Here is a 16,465-nt window from a genome sequence, read left to right as displayed (position 1 = left end):
GGTGCTCACCACTTTCGTCAGCTACGGCAGCGGCTATTGGCGCGAAATGGCAAGACATCCTCCCCGGATCCAGTGAAAATAGCGGGATGAAAACCATTTCCCGGTGCGCATGGCATGCCAGCAGCGATGCTGGGGTCGCCCGCAGAACGGCCTGGCGCGGCGCTTACTATCGCGGCGCCGCCGTTGCCGGGGCTGTCGGGCGGCTGCTGCTGTCGCTTATCCTTATGCGCCGCGCTGTGGCTACTACCCCTATCCGCCTTGCTACCAAGGATCCGCGCGACAGTTCAAATGACCTTTAATAAAAATGACCTTTGATCAAGGAGTACGGCAAATGTTGACGAAGCGAGATTTACTTCGCTCCACCGCGGCGATCGCCGCCGGCGCCGCAATCGCGAGGCCAAGCCTCCTGATGGCGCAGAGCTACCCCGGCATTATTGAGGCCAAGGACATCGCCGAAGCCGGCTTCATCTACGGCCTGCCGATCGTGATGAACTACGGCACCATGTACGAATTTGCCATTGATCGGAATTCGGGACAGTTCAAGGCGCCGTTCAATCAGATCAAGAACTTATCCCACGTCTCTACTTATGAAGATACCGCCGTCATTACGCCGAACAGCGACACGCCCTATTCGATTTTGTGGGTGGACCTGAGGGCGGAGCCGATGGTGGTTTCGGTCCCGCCGATGGACCCAAAGCGCTACTACGCTGTCCAGCTTATCGACGGTAACACATTCAACTATGGCTATATCGGCAGCCGCGCCACCGGAAGCGAGGCTGGCGACTACATGGTTGTCGGACCGGAGTGGAAGGGAGCAACTCCCGCCGGAGTCAAGAAAGTGTTCCAGTCGACCACGCAGTTTTCGTTCGTTCTCTACCGCACCCAGCTTTTCGATCCGGGCGACATCGACAACGTGATGAAGGTGCAGGCTGGCTATAAGGCGCAGCCGCTTTCCGCCTATCTGAAGCAGCCGGCGCCGCCCGCTTCGCCGGCCGTGAATTTTCCGAAGATCGACAAGGAACTCGCGAAGACGAACCTCTTCGAGTATCTCGATTTCTGCTTGCAGTTCGCGCCGGCGCTCGAGAGCGAGAAGGATATCCGGGCGAAGCTTGCGCGCATCGGTGTCGGGCCAGGAAAGACCTTCAGCTTCAAGGATCTCCCGCTTGCGCACAAGGCGGAGATCTCCTCGGAATGAAGGAAGGAGAACGAAAGATCGACGAGGCCGTCGCAAAGGGCGGCGTATCGCTCAACGGATGGCAGGTCAACTCCTTCTTTGGCAATCCCGCGTTCTACAACGGCGACTGGCTGAAACGCGCCGCGGGCGCCAAGGCGGGCATCTACGGCAATGATCTGGCCGAGGCGGTCTATCCGCTCACGCGCGTCGACGATGGCGGCAAGACGCTCGACGGCAGCAAGCACAACTACACGCTGACCTTCCCGGCAGGTCAATTGCCGCCGGTCAACGCCTTCTGGTCGGTGACGATGTACGATGGCAAGACCCAACTGCTGATCAAGAATCCGATCAACCGCTACCTGATCAATTCGCCGATGCTCCCGTCCTTGAAGAAGAACGCGGACGGGTCGCTGACGCTCTACATCCAGCACAAATCGCCGGGTGCGGACAAGGAATCGAACTGGCTGCCGGCGCCGGACGGTCCGATCTACCTCGTGATGCGGCTCTACTGGCCGAAAACAGAAGCGCCTTCAATTCTGCCGGTCGGCAAAGGGACATGGCAGCCGCCCGGTATCAATGCCGCGTAATAATTATCCCCGACCCGCCGATGCGCGCTGCCGGATGAGGCGCCGCGCAACTCGGACTGCAACAAAGGATGAAACACCATGAAACGCTGCCCGAAATTGGCCAGCGCTACTCTTGCAGTGCTGTCGACGAGGAGAGCTGTGATGCACACGACGAAACTTCTTTGCGCCATCGTTGCCGTGGTACTGATCGGTCCGGGCGCCGCTTCCGCACAGACCTACAAGATGACGACGCCTTTCTCGTCGGGAGTCGCCGTGCCGGACAAGATCGAGTCCTCGATCGGGACTCTGAATCTCAATTACGGCTACCCGTCGGCCGATACCGTTGAAAAAATCTACGACAACCTGGACCGTTCGCGCGCGCTACAGGCTTATCTGCTGGCGATTCCGATCGTAAATCAGGCCGGCATGCGCGACTCGCTGCGCAAGTTCGGACCTGATAACCAGACCAACGTGATCTGGGAAAATCTGGTTGATCCGAAGACCGTCGCGCTGACGGCCAACGACAACACGATCTACAACTTCATGTGGGTCGACACGAGCAAGGGACCGGTGGTGGCCGAGATTCCGCCCAAGGTGCTCGGGATGATCGACGACTTCTGGTACAAGTGGGTGGCCGACGTCGGCATCACCGGGGCCGATAAGGGAGAGGGCGGCAAGTACCTCCTGTTGCCGCCTGGATTCAAGGGCGACATACCACCGGGATATCACGTCGTGCGGCCGAGCACCTTCGGCAGCTACCTCGTGTTTCGCGCTTTCGTTGTGGACGGCTCTACCCAACCCGGGGTTGACTCGGTCAAGAAGAACCTGCGGATCTATCGCTTGGCCGAGACCGCCAACCCGCCGCCGATGAAATTCGTCAATGCCTCCGGAATTCCATCGAACTTCGTCGCACCGGGTGACTACTCGTTCTGGAGCCTGTTGAACCAGGTCATCCAGGAAGAGCCGGCGGACGGTTCCGATCCCACCACCTTGGGCCTGTTCGCCTCGATCGGCATCGTCAAGGGCCAGCCCTTCAATCCCGATGAGCGGATGAAGAAGATCCTCACCGACGCCGCCAACATCGGCGCCGTGACGGCGCGGACGATCGCCTTCAAGATTCGCGCGAAGGATGCGTATTTCTATCCGGACAGTACGTGGCGCCTGCCGTTTTTCGGAGGCTACAAGTTCGAGGTGGCGCCCGGTGTCAGCAACCTGGACGGTGCTGTCTTCTACTATTACTTCGCCATCGGCGTGACGCCGGCGATGGAGGAGAAGATGGTGGGCCGGGGCTCGCAATATCCCTGGTCGGTTCAGGATGCGAAGGGCAATCCCTTTGATGGCGGCAAGACTTACAAGCTGCGCCTGCCGCCAAATATCCCGGTCAAGGATTTCTGGTCGGTCATCGCCTACGACAACCAGACCCGCTCGATGGTGCAAACCAACCAGCAAGCCCCAAGCGTCAGTAGCCAGAACAAGGGTGTCAAGGTCAATGCGGATGGTTCGGTCGACGTCTACTTCGGACCCAGTGCGCCGGCGGGAATGGAGAACAACTGGGTGCAGACGATTCCGGACAAGGGCTGGTTCATGATCCTTCGCCTCTACGGTCCGCTGGAGTCATGGTTCGACAAGACATGGAAGCCGGGCCAGATCGAGCTCGTGAACTGAACGTGTCGCGTAAGGATAGATCTTGGCCAACAAGCATTTTTGATAACGATTTGGCCGCTTAACAAACAAGGAAAACCAATGAAGATGCAGGACGCAGCAGACAACGCGATCGGCCGAGCGGCACGATGGCCGATCTTGGTCGGCACGATCTTGACTATGGGCGTTTCGCTCGTGCCTGAGGCTCGGGCGCAAGGCGGCGACGCCGACAAGCTTCTCAGGGCGATGTCGGACTACGTTGCGAGCCAGAAGGCGGTGTCGGTCACATTCGACTCCGATATCGAGGTGATTACCTCCAATCTGCAGAAAATCCAGTTCACGAGTTCGGGCCAGGTACAGCTGAGCCGTCCCGACAAGCTTCGCGCCACCCGCACGGGGGATACCGTGACATCGAGATCGTGTTCGACGGCAAGATGCTCACCGTGAACAACAAGGACAGCAAGGATTACGCCCAGATCGATGCCCCGGGGACGGCCGATCAATTGATCGACGTATTGCGCGACAAGCACGGCGTCGTCGCTCCCGGCGCCGATCTCCTGCTTTCCAACGTCTACGACGTCATGATGGCCGATGTTATCGAAGGCACTGTGATCGGCAAGGGCGTCGTCGACGGCGTCGAATGCGATCATTTGGCGTTCCGTAACTTGGAAACCGACTGGCAGATATGGATCGAGTCCGGCGCCAAGCCAATCCCGCGCAAATACGTGATTACCAGCAAGGGCATCGGCGAGGCGCCGCAATACACACTGCGCATCAAGGAATGGAAGACAGACCTGCCGGCGGATGCCTTTGCATTCAAGCCGGATACATCCGCCAAGAAGATCGCGCTCGGCGATCTCGGTGACATCGATGAAGTGCCGCAGGGCGTTGCGAAAACAGGAGGAAAGAAATGACCCGGATATCAAAAACGTTCTTCCATCTCTCGATAACGATCATTTTCGGCGGCGCAGCCTTGTTGTGGAATGGACAACTGCCGCAGGATCCGCAGTCATCGCTGCTTTCGTCCGCTGAAGCCCGTATTGGCCGCCCGCTGACGCCGATGAGTTACGCCGGCGTCGCTCGGCGGACCACGCGCAGGGCTGTGGCCGTCGGCGCGGTAGCAACAGGTGCGGCCGTCGTGGCGGCGCCCGTGGTGGTCGCACCCGCGTGCACGCAGGTGGTGGACGCCTATGGACGGATCGCCACCGTTTGCCGGTGAATCAGACCCGTATCTGACGATCAATCAAATGGAGGCGGCATGAAGCGTTCGATTGCACTATCAGCCCTGCTGACGGCTGGATTCGTGACGGCCAGCAGTGAGCAGGCCAGCGCCGTAGTTTACTGCCAGTATATTTCGTATCCTGCTGGTTGCGTCGTCAGGCCCGGTGTCGTGCTGCGGCCGCGGCCGGTTGCGCGCGCCGTGGTGACCCCGGGCGTCGGCGCCCCGGGTGTGGGTGTGAGACCGGGAACACCGATGAATCGTGGTGGTCCGGTCAATCGAGTTGGCAGGCGATAGAATTGTCGAGGTCACTTTGACCGCCGTTTGCCGAGAATGCCGCTTCGGAGCGCGGTAGCGCCGCGCTCCATCATTCAATCAATCATTTTCGGAGCGACGATCATGTTCAAGGGAACGCGCGCAGCCGCCTGCTTCTGTGGCTTGCCATGATCGAGCGTTGCGAAGTCAGAACAGCAGGGAACCATCCAAATGATGGCAAAGAAACTCATCTTGTGTTGCGCGACGGCTATTATTGCGGGACCGGCGTTGGCCCAGGTCGAACTGAAGACCTATGCGGATCGCGACGGCTATATCGATGTTCAGAAACTGACCTGCGCCCAGTTGGCGAACACCTTTCAGGAAGACGCTGATTACCTCACCGTCTGGTACAGCGGCTGGTACAACGGCCTCGCCAAGAAGCACATGATGCAGGTCGATCGGGCGAAATCCCTCGAGCACGAGGTCATCGTCCACTGCAAGGCAAATCCCGGCAAGAAGGTCATTGAAGCCATCGACGTGGTCTTCAAGGAGTACAGGGCCGAGAAGGGCATCAAAATGAAGCAGTGATCGAACTTCGCCGTTGGCGAAGTTCTGAAGCATGGCAAGCAGACGATGCGCGAATGTTTCGATGATCGGTCGAGACCCCGGCGATCTGAGCCGCCATCGGCATTGCGATCGGCGCTCCTACCACCTAGCGATTCGTACAGAGCAGCCTCGGAGAGACTGATTGCACTCAGTGAGTACGATCACCACGGGTGATGCCCTATGTATATCCATCGTTACCATCGACCCGCACATCTGAGCCGCGGGACTATCGTTTAGCCGGAGGTGGGGTCAATGAATGGCTGCAACGAGTGTGAAGGAAAATTTCGACCCAGGAGTTGGTCATGCTGATCATCCTGACGCTCTACCTCGTCCTGTTATGGCTCATCTTCTCCTGGCTCAGGCTGGTCAGATGGGGGTGGGCATCCGGCACCTTAGCGGTGCTGATCGGCGCGTTCATCCTGGCGGTCTTCACGGCGATGTTCAACTATCTCACGCCATCCGGCAGCTTCGTCGTGATCTCGCGGGTGATCGAGGTCGCGCCCAACGTCTCCGGCCAGGTAACCGAAATTCCGGTTCAGACCAACGTGGCAGTGAAGACCGGGACCATCCTCTTCAAGATCGAACCGGCGCAGTTCAAATACAAGGTCGATCAGCTCGAGGCATCGCTGGCCGGCGCCAGGCAACAGGCCCTGCAGCTCAAGGCGAACTACGAGCAGTCGAGCGCGAATGTCGAGGGGCTCACCAAGCAGCTCGCCTATAACGCACAGCGCCTCGCCGATATTCAGAGGCTGGCCAGCCAGGCGGTGCAGAGTCTGTTCCACGAGCAGGATACCCAGGTTCAGTACGAGACCGTCAGCGCTCAGCTGCTGGCGGCCAAAGCGGCGCAGCAGAGCGCCAAACTGGCCATGGATTCGGAGATCGGCGGCGTCAACACGACTGTTGCGCAAATCCAGGCCCAGCTCGACCAGGCCAAGTGGGAGCTGGAGCAGACGGTCATCCGCGCGCCGGGCGACGGTTATGTCACGGTTATGGCTTTATCCATCGGCGACCGGGCCACGCAAGCGCGAGCGGTGATGTCGTTCATTATTGCGGACCAGATCACCATCGTCGGCATGTTCTCGCCGAACGGATTCCGGACCATCAAGCCCGGGGCGGCGGTCAAGCTCGTTTTCGACAATGATCCCGGCCGCATCCACGACGCGACGATCACCGGCATCCCGCAGGGTGTGGGACAGGGCCAGATCGCCGTTTCCGGGACGCTGGCGCGGGTCGGCTCGATCGGCGGCGCGAAGACCTATCCGGCTGTCATCTCCATACCGAAGGACATTGATCGCAGCCATCTCAGGCTCGGCATGCCTGGCACAGCCACGGTGTTTGCGGAGAGCGCCGGCATCATCGGCTTGATCATGTCGATCCTGGTCTGGGTCAGTTCGTATGCCGCATACCTTTGATACGGGCAGTGACTACCCGTTGCAATTCAGCGACGCCCATTTTGGGTGCAGACACGACCACTTTGGGGGCAGAAAATGACACGCTACACATCCGAACGAAAATCTCGGCGTTGGCTCATCCACTCAAGTCTCAGCGCCGCCATCGCGCTGCTCGGCTGCGTGGCCGAGCCAGCATACGCGGATGAGGGTGGCGTTTCGTACTGGCTCCCCGGCCGTTTCAGCAGCCTGGCGGCCGTCCCCGGGGTGCCGGGCTGGTCCATGGCCGCGGTGTACTATCACACCTCCGTATCTGCGTTCGGAGCCACAGCCGCATCCAGGGAAATTCAGATCGGCAGATTTCCCGCGACAGTGAATACCAGTTTGAATCTGCACCTTAATGCGCAGGCCGATCTCGTGTTGCTCAATCCCACCTACACGTTCGCGACGCCGGTGCTGGGCGGACAATTGGCCATCGGCGTAATCGGTCTATTCGGGCGGTCGAGCGCCGACCTTAGCGGCACGCTGACTGCAGCGCTCGGGCCGTTGGTGACAACCCGCACGGGAAGCATCGGCGACTCCATCACATCGGTCGGCGATCTCTATCCCCAGGCCACCCTGAAGTGGAATGCAGGCGTGCACAATTTCATGACCTATGTGACCGGGGACATTCCGGTCGGCGCCTATTCGCCAACCCGGCTTGCCAACCTCGGTATCGGCCATGCTGCTATCGACGGCGGTGGCGGCTACACCTACTTCAATCCGCAGACCGGCCACGAATTTTCGGCTGTCGCGGGATTGACGTACAATTTTAAGAACCACGATACGCAATACCAGAACGGCATCGACTTCCACCTCGACTGGGGTGCTTCCCAGTTTCTCTCAAAGCAGGTTTTTGTCGGTCTGGTCGGATACGCCTATCAGCAGATCACCGACGACTTTGGACAACACCCGAGCCTTGGTGGATTCCGATCACGCGTCCTTGGCGTAGGTCCGCAGGTCGGATACTTGTTTCCGGTTGGAGACATGCAAGGATATCTCAACCTGAAAGCATATGGCGAATTCGCCGCGGAAAACCGGCCGGCCGGATGGAATACCTGGCTGACGTTTTCGATTTCGCCAATGGCGCCCGCCAGCACTGTAACGCCGACGCGGCGAACAGTGACAAAGTAGGCGTCAAGCTCAATTCCGCCATCAATGCTACCCTCGACCGCACCGCTCAAGTTTTCTTACTCTACCATCGCCAAAACTACGATCGCGGTTCTGAAGCGCTGGGCATCGAAAACGGTAGTTCTAGATTGGCTGTGAGACGGTGCTGCATGCGATGCGAGTCGCCACCGGATTCCGAGGGAATGATGATTGATTGATGCCCATGGCCTCGTGCTGCATTGGGTTTGACCGGCTTTTGGCGGTAGGACCGGGCAGGGTATGCAAGTGCGCTCGGTTTTTTTAGCCACATGCGCGCCGGATTTCTGACCGGAAGGCGATACACCGCCGGGGCTGGTGCGCAACTCATGACGGCCGCCAATTGACTTAGCTTGTTCTTTAGGCCGGCGGCTTCCGTCTTCGGGTAATGAAGGGTTTGCGGCGGGTCGCGGACGGCGAAGCCGACGGCCGAAGCTGTCATGGGGGCGGTTCAACGCAATCCTGAAGATCTTCCCGATACCGATCGGCATGTACGCGACTGGCGCCACCAAATGGCCTGATCAAGTTACTTGTCAAAGGATCGGGATGCGGGAAAGCTGCACACGTCGAGCGAACTCCATCGCTGCCGCGCACCCGATGCCCGCGGTGCCGCCAAAGAAAACGAAATTGCCGCCGCTGACCGCCAGTTCGTCGCCGGCATTCGATCGCCGGTCAAAGTGGCCGTGCCGGCGCGTAAGGCGACGGCTTCACCCGCGCCGCGTTCTGCGTCAGGAAGGAGACAGCCAGCAGCATGAGTCCCACGACGGCCGGAGGAGCGCCGGAGTAGTCGGCGCCATTGAGGTGTGCCGACAGCGCCAGCAGCAGATGGAACAACATGCCGGCATAGGCGAGGTCGCTGAGGGCGACGTTCACTCGTGAGAGGATCGCTGCCACGCCCAGCAGCTTCACGGTGATCAGGATAGGCACAAGGTAGGCCGGGAAGCCAAGGTTGCCGAGGAGCTGGCGCACCATGTCGCCCTGCGTGATGTAGAAGGTCGCCGAGGCGAGGTAGAGCAGGGCCAGGACGCCCGTGCTGATCCAGTAGACGTATTTGCGCATGATGCTGCCCCCTCAGGCCTGCCGCGAAGCCAGGACTTCACGGAAAGACTTCGGCGCGCGACCGGAGAGCCGCTCCACATCGGTCGTCAGGACATCGAAGTAGCCTTGGACGAATGTCGTCTTGATCTCGACGATGGCGTCGATGATCTCACCCGGTAGGCCCGCCTGGGACAGGCCTTCCCGCAGTTGGTCCACCCCGATGACGATCCAGCCCAGAGGCTTGCCGAGGACCTCGGACGCGATGGCCGCGCGTTCGGTACCGCTGATGACGGCCGGTCCCGTGGCATTGTAAATCGCGCCGGCATGGCCTTCGGCGAGGAGGGCTCCGGCAACCGCGGCGGCCAGATCGTCACGGGAGACGAAAGCTACGCGTTCGTCGCCGAGGCCGGCCAGGACGCCCTGGCCTTGGGAGCTCAGGATCTCGTCGACCATGGATTCGGCGTAGTAGTTCATCCGCAGGATGGTCCAGCGGGACGCGTTCCGGATCAGGTGCTGCTCGCCGGTCCAATAGGATTCGCCCAGAGCCGGAACGGCAGCCTCGCGTGTGCCGGCGGCGGACATCAGGTAGATGTGGCCAACGCCTGTCTTTACCGCCGCGTCGACGGCCGCTTTCAGTTGGACCCCGCGCACGCCTGGACGCATGTCCGCGCTCGGTATGATGACCAGTCGATCGAGGCCGCTGTAGGCCTGAAGGAGCGTGTCGGGCTGGTTGTAGTCGGCCGCCCGGGCCTCGACGCCAGTGATCTTGTCGGGAGAGCGCGAGATCGCCACGAGGTCGTGACCCACGCCGCGCGTCTTCAGTTCCTCGACGATAACGCCACCCAGGTTGCCGGACGCTCCGCTTACACCAATCCTCATATCGTGGACTCCTATTTAGGAACAATTTGTTCGTGACGATATGAATGGTATCTGGTACGTCCGCAAGAATGCACAGGAAGGTGCGCCACGCACACGGATGTTCGTGATCGGCAGGGAATGAATACATGATGGCATCGACGACTGTTGTGGAGGCGAGCGTCGCTGACGATCACGACCATGAAGCTTGCCGGGCACTGGGACAGATTCTGGACCGGATCGGGGACAAGTGGACCGTGATGGTGGTCGGCGCTCTCTCCAGGGGACCGCTTCGGTTCAATGCCCTCATGCGGACGATCGGTGGCGTGTCGCACCGAATGCTGACGCTGACCCTGCGGGCGCTCGAGCGCGATGGTCTGGTGACGCGGACCGCCTACCTCACCATTCCGCCCAAAGTGGAGTACGAGCTTACTCCGCTCGGTCGATCGCTCATCGAGCCTCTCAGAGTTCTCAGCGGCTGGGCGATTGAGAACCGGCCTGCGATCGAGTCGTCACGTGCGGCGTTCGATATGGCCGGAGAACCGGGCTGAAGAGATCGTCGCCTCCCAGGGCCAGGGTGCGGCGGTTCGATCTCCTCGACGCGGAGTTGCCCGACACCGCCATATTCATGCGTTCTTGAGGCCAGCGCCACTCGACGTCGGGAAAGCGCGACCGCGGCGCGGCCAGCGATTTCCGTTGCGCGAACCCCAGCCCCGCATCAGCCCAGCTTGATGCCTGCTTCGCGCGCCACGGGCTCCCAGCGCTCGCGTTCGCGCTTCAAGGTTTGCGCGAACTGCTCCGGTGTACCGCCCGTCGCCTCGACCCCGAGGGTCGCAAGCCTGCTTGCCACGTCGGGCATGGCAAGCACTTTGCTCAAGGCGGCGGAATACTGCGCCACCAGGTCCTGCGCCGTGCCGCCACGAACGAAGAAACCCATGTAGGTTTGTCCGTAAAGCTCGGCAAAACCCTGTTCCTTGAATGTCGGGATGTCCGGTGCAAGCTTGCTGCGCTGCTCCGTGGTGACACCGAGAATACTGACGAGGCCGGAGCGGTGCGAGATCGAGGTAGTCGGACAGCACCGACTGACCAGCCGGCACATGGTTGCCGATCAGGTCGGTGAGAAGGGGCTGGCCGCCACGATAGGCGACGAGCCGGATATCGGCACCTGTGGTCTTGCGCAACAGCGTGACGAGGAAGGCGCCGATGCCGCCGAGGCTTGATGTGCCGACACTGCCGAGGTTCGGATCGCGCCGCACGGCTTCGACATAATCCTTCAGCGTCGCGACGCCGGTGCCCTTGCTGGCGACGAGTGCGTTTGCAGCGAATGCGCCCTCGCATACCGGCGTCAGATCGCGCTCGGGATCATATGGAAGGCTGGCATAAAGAAAGGGAAAGAAAGCCACAACCGAAATGGGCGAGAACATGATGTGCGAGCCGTCGGGTGGGGTGCTCTTCATGAAAGAACCGGCAACAAGGCCCGTTCCGCCGGCGCGATACTCCACGACCACGCTGCGGCCGATGAGTGGAGAAAGCTTGTCGGCGACGACCCGCACGATGGTATCCATCGTCGCGCCGGCCGGCACGACGACGATCATCCGCAGCGGCTGTTCCGCGCGCGAGATGTGAGGGGCTGATAATGCGAGCGGCAAGGCCGCGGCAAGGTGTGAGAAGCGGCGTCGGGTCAGCAGCGTCATGGGGCCTCCGGCAATCCATCAGAAGTATGGTGTGTTGAACTCGAATTCTTTCGGCTTGATCTTGCGCTCGATACAGCGCGCCGCCGCGAAGCCCGCGATTTCCCCGGTCTGCGTGCACCAGGGAAAATTGCGCATGACCATGAACAACGTCTTGTACTCGAACGACAGCGACGCGCCGGTCAGAATCATGTTGTCGATCCGCTTCGGCAGAAAGCAGCGGAACGGCACTTCGAAGGTGTATTTGCGGTGCCCACCCCAGAAGAACGTCTTGGTCATCGGCTTCGTCACTGCGTCGCGAAAGCTGCGGCCGGCTTTCACGTCATCAAGATTGACAACGTATTCGCCGATCGGGTGGCGGCCGTCGCGCACGCCGACGAAACGGCCGATGCCCGACACGGTCGCCTTCTCAAAGCCGGGAACATACTTGCGCAAGAATTTCGCCTCGGTATTGATGAAGGCCCGCAAGGCCCGCTTGGCCTTTGCGTGGTCGGCTGCATTATCGTCCATGTGCAGCGCCCATTCGTAGGGCACGTTCTGCCAGAGCACGTAGGTGCCGTCGGCGGAAATCGGACTCATGTCGAGCGTCGGATGTCCGATATAGGCCTCGCCATAAACGTTCTTTCCGTCCATGCGCGGCCGGTACACTGCTTCGGGCAAGTCGCCGCTGGCGGCTGCCTCGGCCATCAGCTTGTGCAGCAGCGGATCCTTTGCGGACTGCTGATGCGCAGCGAGTTTCTGAAAGTCGATCCCGCTCATTGTCCAGAGCAGCCCTCCGGGAATAGGTCGCTCTACCCCGTCCCAGCCCGTACCCTCGGGCTGCCCCCCGCCGCCACGGACGAACGGCGCGCCGGCGCGCGCGACGAGTTCGCTGGTGCCTGAGCCCTCTATGAAGATCTTGCCCGCTATTCCCTGCAGGCCGCTCGCATTCTCGACGACGATGGCCGAGATGGTGTCGTTACCTGTGCCGCGGGTGACAATCGCATCGACGAAGCTCGTTCCGTAGAGCGCCGTGACGCCTGCTTCCTGCAGCATGTTCGCCATCACGCAGCCCGCGCCTTCGGGATTGAACGTCATGCGGGCGAAGGCGCTGCCCGGCTCCTTGTTGCGTTCGTAGTGCGAGAGCGGATTGCCGGCCCAGCCCGGATGCGTCTGCTCGGTCGCCGTGTAGATGTAACCCTCGGCCGCGAAGCGTTGCATCAGTTCGGTGTGGATGCCGCCGACACCGACGTCGGCGGAGCCCTGCAGCCCCGAGGTGTGAACGCCTCCGGGCATATCGAACCGCTCGACGAGCACCACGCTCGCACCCATGCGCGCGGCCTGAAGGGCGGCAGCGAAGCCACCAGGGCCTGCGCCGACCACCACGACATCGGCTTCGTACGCGATGGGAACATCGCGCTTCACCACAATTGCGGGGCGCTCCATTTCGGTCGTGTGTCCGTTTGCGGCAGTCACCAGTTCATTCCTCAGGTTGCAAAGAAGCCCGCGTCCGCCGGGCGCGCCAGCACGCCCTGCCGCGCCAGGATCTCGGAAGCCATCGTGATGGTCTTCTGCGTCGCCGGATCGGAGGCTGCGGCGAACTTGAAGCGGAGACGCCCGGCTTTCTTGGCCGCTTTCAGCGGTTCGGCCTCGATCTGCGTGCGGGGAGCGTACTTGTCAGCGATCTCTTCGAAGTTGGCTTCAAGTCCGGCAACACATTCGCCGAACATCGCGTTGAGTCGGGACGAAAGTCCGGGCGTTCGATCAAGCAGCTCCTTGCGAGCGTTGACGCAGAAGTACGGCAGATCGAGCGAAGTCTTGTCCCGGAAGACCGCGCCCACATTGTAGATGACGCCGAGGTCGGCTCGCCGCGCGATCCCTGAACTGATCATCGGCTCCCAGGCCACCGCAGCGTCAGCCCGGTCGGCGATTGTGAGCGTGACGCCTTGCGCCGGATTGTCCGCGTTCTGCACCTGCGCGGCGCTTTCGATGTCGATCTTGTCGAATTCCTTGATCAGTGCGCGCGTCATCCGGTACACGCCCGATTGCAGCGGCGCGGCGACCGTCTTTCCCTTGAGATCGGCAACAGATCGCGGCCCCTTCTCGGTGGCAACGAGGCCGATCATGTCGGCGGTCATCAGCGTGCAGAGAAGCTGACACGGTACGCCGCCCTGATAGCGGGTCAGGAAGGGATCCCAGCTTGCGATCATCAATTCGTAGGAGCCGGCCACGAAGTCGTTGAACAGCGTGGCGATCGACGTGTTGAGGATGGGCTCCGGAAAACGCAGTCCGTGCTTCTGGTCGAGCTTGTTGTCCCGGATGTAGTCGTAAAATGCGACAGTGAGCCCCGGCGTCGCCGTCGCCCACTTTGCCGTGAACGGCTCTTGCGCATGAAGGATGGCAGGTGCCGGCAATGTCGCCGCCGCGGCAAGCGTACCTGCTCTCGTGATGAATCTGCGCCTCGAAATCGGCATCATCGTTTATCACCCGTGCTCTTGCTGATCGACTCCGGATCATCCGGCCCGAGCGCCGCTTCGATGTCGTGGCGCAGCCTGTCGCGGGCCTGCCCGATACAACTTGCGGACGGCACGGCGGCTTCCAGGCGAATGCGTGCCTTCGCGCCGAGAACGATGACGCGGTCAGCCATTTCGATGGCATCATCGATGCGGTGCGTCACCATCAGGCAGGTCTTCTCGTATTGTCGTGCCAGGCTGCAAAAATCTCGCCGCAGGGCGGAAGAGGTGACTTGATCGAGTTGGCTGAAGGATTCGTCCAGAAGCACGAGTTCCGGGTCGACTGCGAGTGCGCGTGCGAGAGAAACGCGCTGGCGCATGCCGCCGGAAAGCTCATGAACGTAGCGGTTCTCGGCATCGGACAATCCCACCCGATCAAGCCAAGACGCGGCGATTTCCTCGCTTCGCGCTTCGGCTTGCCGAGGATGAGGAGGCCGAGCTCGGCATTCTCGACCGCGGTCCGCCACGGCAGCAGCCGGTCGGTCTGGAAGCTGACCGCCATGTGGCCGCGCAGCGCCTTGAACTGGAGGAAGGGATCGCGGCCCGCCACCCGCACCGATCCGGCATCTGGTTGGAGCGTTCCCATGACGAGATTGAGCACGGTCGTCTTTCCGGCGCCGGTGCGGCCAAGCAGCGTCACGATCTCGCCGCGCCGCACCCGGAAGCTCAGGTCGTCGATCACCTTGACGCCCGCGAAGCTCTTGGCGATGCCGTCGAGGGCAATGACCGGCTCGGACTCGACGCCTGCGCAGATGGAGGGAGTAGGCCGTTCGTTCATCGGACTGCCGCCTCCGCCCGCCACTTCAGCGCGATCTTCTCGACTCCGCTCACAATGAGCTGAAGGATCATGTTGAGAACGACGAGAAGGAAGGTCCAGGCCATCACCTCGTCGATGTGGAACGAGGATTGCGCCAGGCCCATGCGCGAGCCGATGCCGACGGCTGCCGCCACAAGCTCGGCGAAGATCACCATTCGCGTCGCATAGCCGACGACCGTCTTTGTCGTCAGCAGAATATAGGGAACGATGTGCGGCGCGATCAGATAGCGCACGACCTGCCAGCGTGACGGCCGGAAGCTCTCGATCATGTCGACGAGATCCTTCGGGAGCGCGCGGATGCCGTCGTATGTGTTGAGCGCATAGAAGGGCAGAAGGATCATCGTGAGGATGAAGAAGATTCGAACCTCCGGATCCCTGAACCAGAATACGGCCAGCAGGATCCATGACAGCGCCGGGATGCCGGTGTCGATCACGACGAGCGCGCGCAGGAACGGGCGCAGGCTTGCCGATACGCCCATGATGAGTCCGATCAGGACCCCGGCGACCATCGAGAACAGCAGGGCAAGCATCAGGCGTCCCACGGTCGCCATCACGTGCAGCATGTCGCCGGTCAGGATCTTCCAGCCTGCTTTCGCAACAGCGGCGGGAGAGGGCATGATGTAGTCGGGCACGAAGCCGCTGACGACATGCATCGTGACGAGGATGGCGATCACGACGACGCTCATCGCGCCGATGTCGCCCATTGCCGCCGGGCGGCCGGCAGGCCGAGGCGCAAGGCCCTCCATCGCGCGGTCTGTCATCGTAGACCCGGCTCCTGGAAACGAAGCCCGACCATTATTCCTCCCGACATGATCTGCAGGCTCGCGGGCCTGCCTTGTACTTATCATGAACTTAACATGTTATGTAGATGCGTCAAGCCGGGCGATGAGATAGGCTCGCCCCGGCGACAATTGATTCTGGTGAGGACAAGGACGGCAGCGGATGCGGACCCGGTTGAAGACAAGTGAAGCGGCGGATCGTCGACCGGCGCGGAAGAGCGCTGCGCAGAAGAAGAAGGAGAAACGAAGGGCGCCGGGACATGCAGAAGGCGCGCGGCGCGGCGGCCAGACGCAGGAGGTCGTGCTGGAGACCGGGCTACCTGTTGCACTTCTCCGCGCGCGCGAAGCCGTCATGTTTCACATGCGGCCTATCCTGCGTGCGCACGGATTTACCGAACAGCAGTGGCGCGTGATGCGAAAGCTTGATTCCACCGTACCGATCGACAAGACCACGCTGTCTTCCCGCGCCACCTTGCTGATGCCTAGTCTGCTTCGCATTCTGAAGGACCTCGAGGAGATGGAACTCATCCGGCTGGTTTCGTCCGACCGCAATCCGCGGCTGTCGCGCGTCGTCTTGTCGGCCAGGGGTGCAGGCGCCGTCGCGCGGACATCAGCCGACATCGAACGCGCCATGAAGGCCGTCAAGGCGAGGATCGGCGAGGGGAGCGTAGTGCGGTTGCTGGAGTTGCTTCAGACGGTCGAAAGCCGGCTCACGGGATTTTCCCTGCCTTAGTCATTTGCTTCGTTCGGTGCTGTCCC

At 61.2% G+C, this 16,465-nt stretch carries 16 protein-coding genes and 5 pseudogenes; 11 read left to right on the top strand and 10 right to left on the bottom strand.

The window, feature by feature from the left end:
• Positions 1-331: 331 nt before the first annotated feature.
• From ACFXS9_RS02230 to ACFXS9_RS02195, 8 genes and pseudogenes are all read left to right on the top strand, one after another.
• Positions 332-1,761, top strand: a pseudogene (locus ACFXS9_RS02230) (DUF1254 domain-containing protein).
• A 141-nt stretch (positions 1,762-1,902) separates the two neighbouring features.
• Entirely contained in the window at positions 1,903-3,405 is a 1,503-nt protein-coding gene (locus ACFXS9_RS02225) for a DUF1254 domain-containing protein (RefSeq protein WP_392684640.1), read from the top strand.
• 78 nt (positions 3,406-3,483) lie between these two features.
• Positions 3,484-4,295, top strand: a pseudogene (locus ACFXS9_RS02220) (DUF2092 domain-containing protein).
• Positions 4,292-4,600, top strand: coding sequence for a hypothetical protein (locus ACFXS9_RS02215; RefSeq protein ID WP_392684637.1), 309 nt, complete (start codon positions 4,292-4,294; stop codon positions 4,598-4,600). The pseudogene ACFXS9_RS02220 and the gene ACFXS9_RS02215 overlap by 4 nt, the downstream one beginning before the upstream one ends.
• 39 nt (positions 4,601-4,639) lie before the next feature.
• Entirely contained in the window at positions 4,640-4,897 is a 258-nt protein-coding gene (locus ACFXS9_RS02210; RefSeq protein WP_247831465.1) for a hypothetical protein, read from the top strand.
• A 192-nt stretch (positions 4,898-5,089) separates the two neighbouring features.
• Positions 5,090-5,443 carry an HdeA/HdeB family chaperone gene (locus ACFXS9_RS02205; protein WP_392687209.1) on the top strand — a complete coding sequence of 118 codons (354 nt, stop codon included), beginning with the start codon at positions 5,090-5,092 and terminating at the stop codon, positions 5,441-5,443.
• Positions 5,444-5,763: 320 nt separating this feature from the next.
• Positions 5,764-6,873, top strand: a complete 1,110-nt coding sequence (locus tag ACFXS9_RS02200) for an HlyD family secretion protein (RefSeq protein WP_392684634.1) — start codon at positions 5,764-5,766, stop codon at positions 6,871-6,873.
• A gap of 75 nt (positions 6,874-6,948) precedes the next feature.
• Positions 6,949-8,022: a transporter gene (locus ACFXS9_RS02195; RefSeq protein ID WP_392684631.1), complete on the top strand. Its 1,074-nt coding sequence runs from the start codon at positions 6,949-6,951 to the stop codon at positions 8,020-8,022.
• A gap of 684 nt (positions 8,023-8,706) precedes the next feature.
• Here ACFXS9_RS02195 and ACFXS9_RS02190 read toward each other — a convergent pair.
• Positions 8,707-9,093 carry a DoxX family protein gene (locus ACFXS9_RS02190; RefSeq protein WP_392684629.1) on the bottom strand — a complete coding sequence of 129 codons (387 nt, stop codon included), beginning with the start codon at positions 9,091-9,093 and terminating at the stop codon, positions 8,707-8,709.
• 12 nt (positions 9,094-9,105) lie between these two features.
• Positions 9,106-9,951 (bottom strand): NAD(P)H-binding protein, encoded by an 846-nt coding sequence (locus ACFXS9_RS02185; RefSeq protein ID WP_392684626.1) that lies wholly within the window; start codon positions 9,949-9,951, stop codon positions 9,106-9,108.
• A 125-nt stretch (positions 9,952-10,076) separates the two neighbouring features.
• Between ACFXS9_RS02185 and ACFXS9_RS02180 the strand changes: the two genes are divergently transcribed.
• Positions 10,077-10,478, top strand: coding sequence for a winged helix-turn-helix transcriptional regulator (locus tag ACFXS9_RS02180; RefSeq protein ID WP_392684623.1), 402 nt, complete (start codon positions 10,077-10,079; stop codon positions 10,476-10,478).
• A 167-nt stretch (positions 10,479-10,645) separates the two neighbouring features.
• On the opposite strand, the gene ACFXS9_RS02175 is transcribed toward ACFXS9_RS02180, so the two are convergent.
• Together ACFXS9_RS02175 and ACFXS9_RS02170 are read right to left on the bottom strand one after the other, a co-directional pair.
• Positions 10,646-11,026: a Bug family tripartite tricarboxylate transporter substrate binding protein gene (locus ACFXS9_RS02175; protein ID WP_392684620.1), complete on the bottom strand. Its 381-nt coding sequence runs from the start codon at positions 11,024-11,026 to the stop codon at positions 10,646-10,648.
• A gap of 52 nt (positions 11,027-11,078) precedes the next feature.
• Positions 11,079-11,429, bottom strand: a pseudogene (locus ACFXS9_RS02170) (tripartite tricarboxylate transporter substrate-binding protein); the annotation flags it as partial.
• On the opposite strand from ACFXS9_RS02170, the gene ACFXS9_RS02165 reads away from it, so the two are divergent.
• Positions 11,338-11,553, top strand: coding sequence for a hypothetical protein (locus ACFXS9_RS02165; protein WP_392684617.1), 216 nt, complete (start codon positions 11,338-11,340; stop codon positions 11,551-11,553). The pseudogene ACFXS9_RS02170 and the gene ACFXS9_RS02165 sit on opposite strands and share 92 nt — an antisense overlap.
• An 86-nt stretch (positions 11,554-11,639) precedes the next feature.
• Here the strand turns inward: ACFXS9_RS02165 and ACFXS9_RS02160 are convergent, their stop codons facing one another.
• The 6 genes and pseudogenes from ACFXS9_RS02160 to ACFXS9_RS02135 all read right to left on the bottom strand — a co-directional run bounded on the left by ACFXS9_RS02160 (position 11,640) and on the right by ACFXS9_RS02135 (position 15,688).
• Positions 11,640-13,073 carry an FAD-dependent oxidoreductase gene (locus ACFXS9_RS02160; protein ID WP_392684615.1) on the bottom strand — a complete coding sequence of 478 codons (1,434 nt, stop codon included), beginning with the start codon at positions 13,071-13,073 and terminating at the stop codon, positions 11,640-11,642.
• Between the two features lie 11 nt (positions 13,074-13,084).
• Positions 13,085-14,074 carry an ABC transporter substrate-binding protein gene (locus tag ACFXS9_RS02155; RefSeq protein ID WP_392684612.1) on the bottom strand — a complete coding sequence of 330 codons (990 nt, stop codon included), beginning with the start codon at positions 14,072-14,074 and terminating at the stop codon, positions 13,085-13,087.
• A complete protein-coding gene (locus tag ACFXS9_RS02150; protein WP_392687342.1) occupies positions 14,071-14,277 on the bottom strand; it encodes a hypothetical protein in 207 nt (68 codons plus the stop codon). Before ACFXS9_RS02150 ends, ACFXS9_RS02155 begins: the two co-directional genes overlap by 4 nt.
• A gap of 141 nt (positions 14,278-14,418) precedes the next feature.
• A pseudogene (locus ACFXS9_RS02145) lies at positions 14,419-14,481 on the bottom strand (hypothetical protein); the annotation flags it as partial.
• A 101-nt stretch (positions 14,482-14,582) separates the two neighbouring features.
• Positions 14,583-14,888: pseudogene (locus ACFXS9_RS02140) on the bottom strand (ATP-binding cassette domain-containing protein); the annotation flags it as partial.
• On the bottom strand, positions 14,885-15,688 hold the full coding sequence (locus ACFXS9_RS02135; protein WP_392684609.1) for an ABC transporter permease: 804 nt from the start codon (positions 15,686-15,688) through the stop codon (positions 14,885-14,887). The pseudogene ACFXS9_RS02140 and the gene ACFXS9_RS02135, both read right to left, overlap by 4 nt.
• 181 nt (positions 15,689-15,869) lie before the next feature.
• On the opposite strand from ACFXS9_RS02135, the gene ACFXS9_RS02130 reads away from it, so the two are divergent.
• Positions 15,870-16,439 carry a homoprotocatechuate degradation operon regulator HpaR gene (locus ACFXS9_RS02130; protein WP_392684607.1) on the top strand — a complete coding sequence of 190 codons (570 nt, stop codon included), beginning with the start codon at positions 15,870-15,872 and terminating at the stop codon, positions 16,437-16,439.
• Positions 16,440-16,465: the final 26 nt, after the last annotated feature.

It is taken from the genome of Bradyrhizobium sp. RDI18 (genome assembly GCF_043203335.1).
GTDB classification, from domain to species: domain Bacteria; phylum Pseudomonadota; class Alphaproteobacteria; order Rhizobiales; family Xanthobacteraceae; genus Bradyrhizobium; species Bradyrhizobium retamae.
This window is presented reverse-complemented; position numbering and strand designations above follow the sequence as displayed.

What these genes read in the sequence shown, in the direction of transcription:
- ACFXS9_RS02185 (WP_392684626.1), bottom strand. Translation starts at nt 9,951, where the DNA reads ATGAGGATTGGTGTAAGCGGAGCGTCCGGCAACCTGGGTGGCGTTATC.
- ACFXS9_RS02195 (WP_392684631.1), top strand. Translation starts at nt 6,949, where the DNA reads ATGACACGCTACACATCCGAACGAAAATCTCGGCGTTGGCTCATCCAC.
- ACFXS9_RS02155 (WP_392684612.1), bottom strand. Translation starts at nt 14,074, where the DNA reads ATGATGCCGATTTCGAGGCGCAGATTCATCACGAGAGCAGGTACGCTT.
- ACFXS9_RS02150 (WP_392687342.1), bottom strand. Translation starts at nt 14,277, where the DNA reads ATGGTGACGCACCGCATCGATGATGCCATCGAAATGGCTGACCGCGTC.
- ACFXS9_RS02225 (WP_392684640.1), top strand. Translation starts at nt 1,903, where the DNA reads ATGCACACGACGAAACTTCTTTGCGCCATCGTTGCCGTGGTACTGATC.
- ACFXS9_RS02130 (WP_392684607.1), top strand. Translation starts at nt 15,870, where the DNA reads ATGCGGACCCGGTTGAAGACAAGTGAAGCGGCGGATCGTCGACCGGCG.
- ACFXS9_RS02135 (WP_392684609.1), bottom strand. Translation starts at nt 15,688, where the DNA reads ATGACAGACCGCGCGATGGAGGGCCTTGCGCCTCGGCCTGCCGGCCGC.
- ACFXS9_RS02215 (WP_392684637.1), top strand. Translation starts at nt 4,292, where the DNA reads ATGACCCGGATATCAAAAACGTTCTTCCATCTCTCGATAACGATCATT.
- ACFXS9_RS02165 (WP_392684617.1), top strand. Translation starts at nt 11,338, where the DNA reads ATGGGCGAGAACATGATGTGCGAGCCGTCGGGTGGGGTGCTCTTCATG.
- ACFXS9_RS02175 (WP_392684620.1), bottom strand. Translation starts at nt 11,026, where the DNA reads ATGTGCCGGCTGGTCAGTCGGTGCTGTCCGACTACCTCGATCTCGCAC.
- ACFXS9_RS02190 (WP_392684629.1), bottom strand. Translation starts at nt 9,093, where the DNA reads ATGCGCAAATACGTCTACTGGATCAGCACGGGCGTCCTGGCCCTGCTC.
- ACFXS9_RS02205 (WP_392687209.1), top strand. Translation starts at nt 5,090, where the DNA reads ATGGCAAAGAAACTCATCTTGTGTTGCGCGACGGCTATTATTGCGGGA.
- ACFXS9_RS02210 (WP_247831465.1), top strand. Translation starts at nt 4,640, where the DNA reads ATGAAGCGTTCGATTGCACTATCAGCCCTGCTGACGGCTGGATTCGTG.
- ACFXS9_RS02200 (WP_392684634.1), top strand. Translation starts at nt 5,764, where the DNA reads ATGCTGATCATCCTGACGCTCTACCTCGTCCTGTTATGGCTCATCTTC.
- ACFXS9_RS02180 (WP_392684623.1), top strand. Translation starts at nt 10,077, where the DNA reads ATGATGGCATCGACGACTGTTGTGGAGGCGAGCGTCGCTGACGATCAC.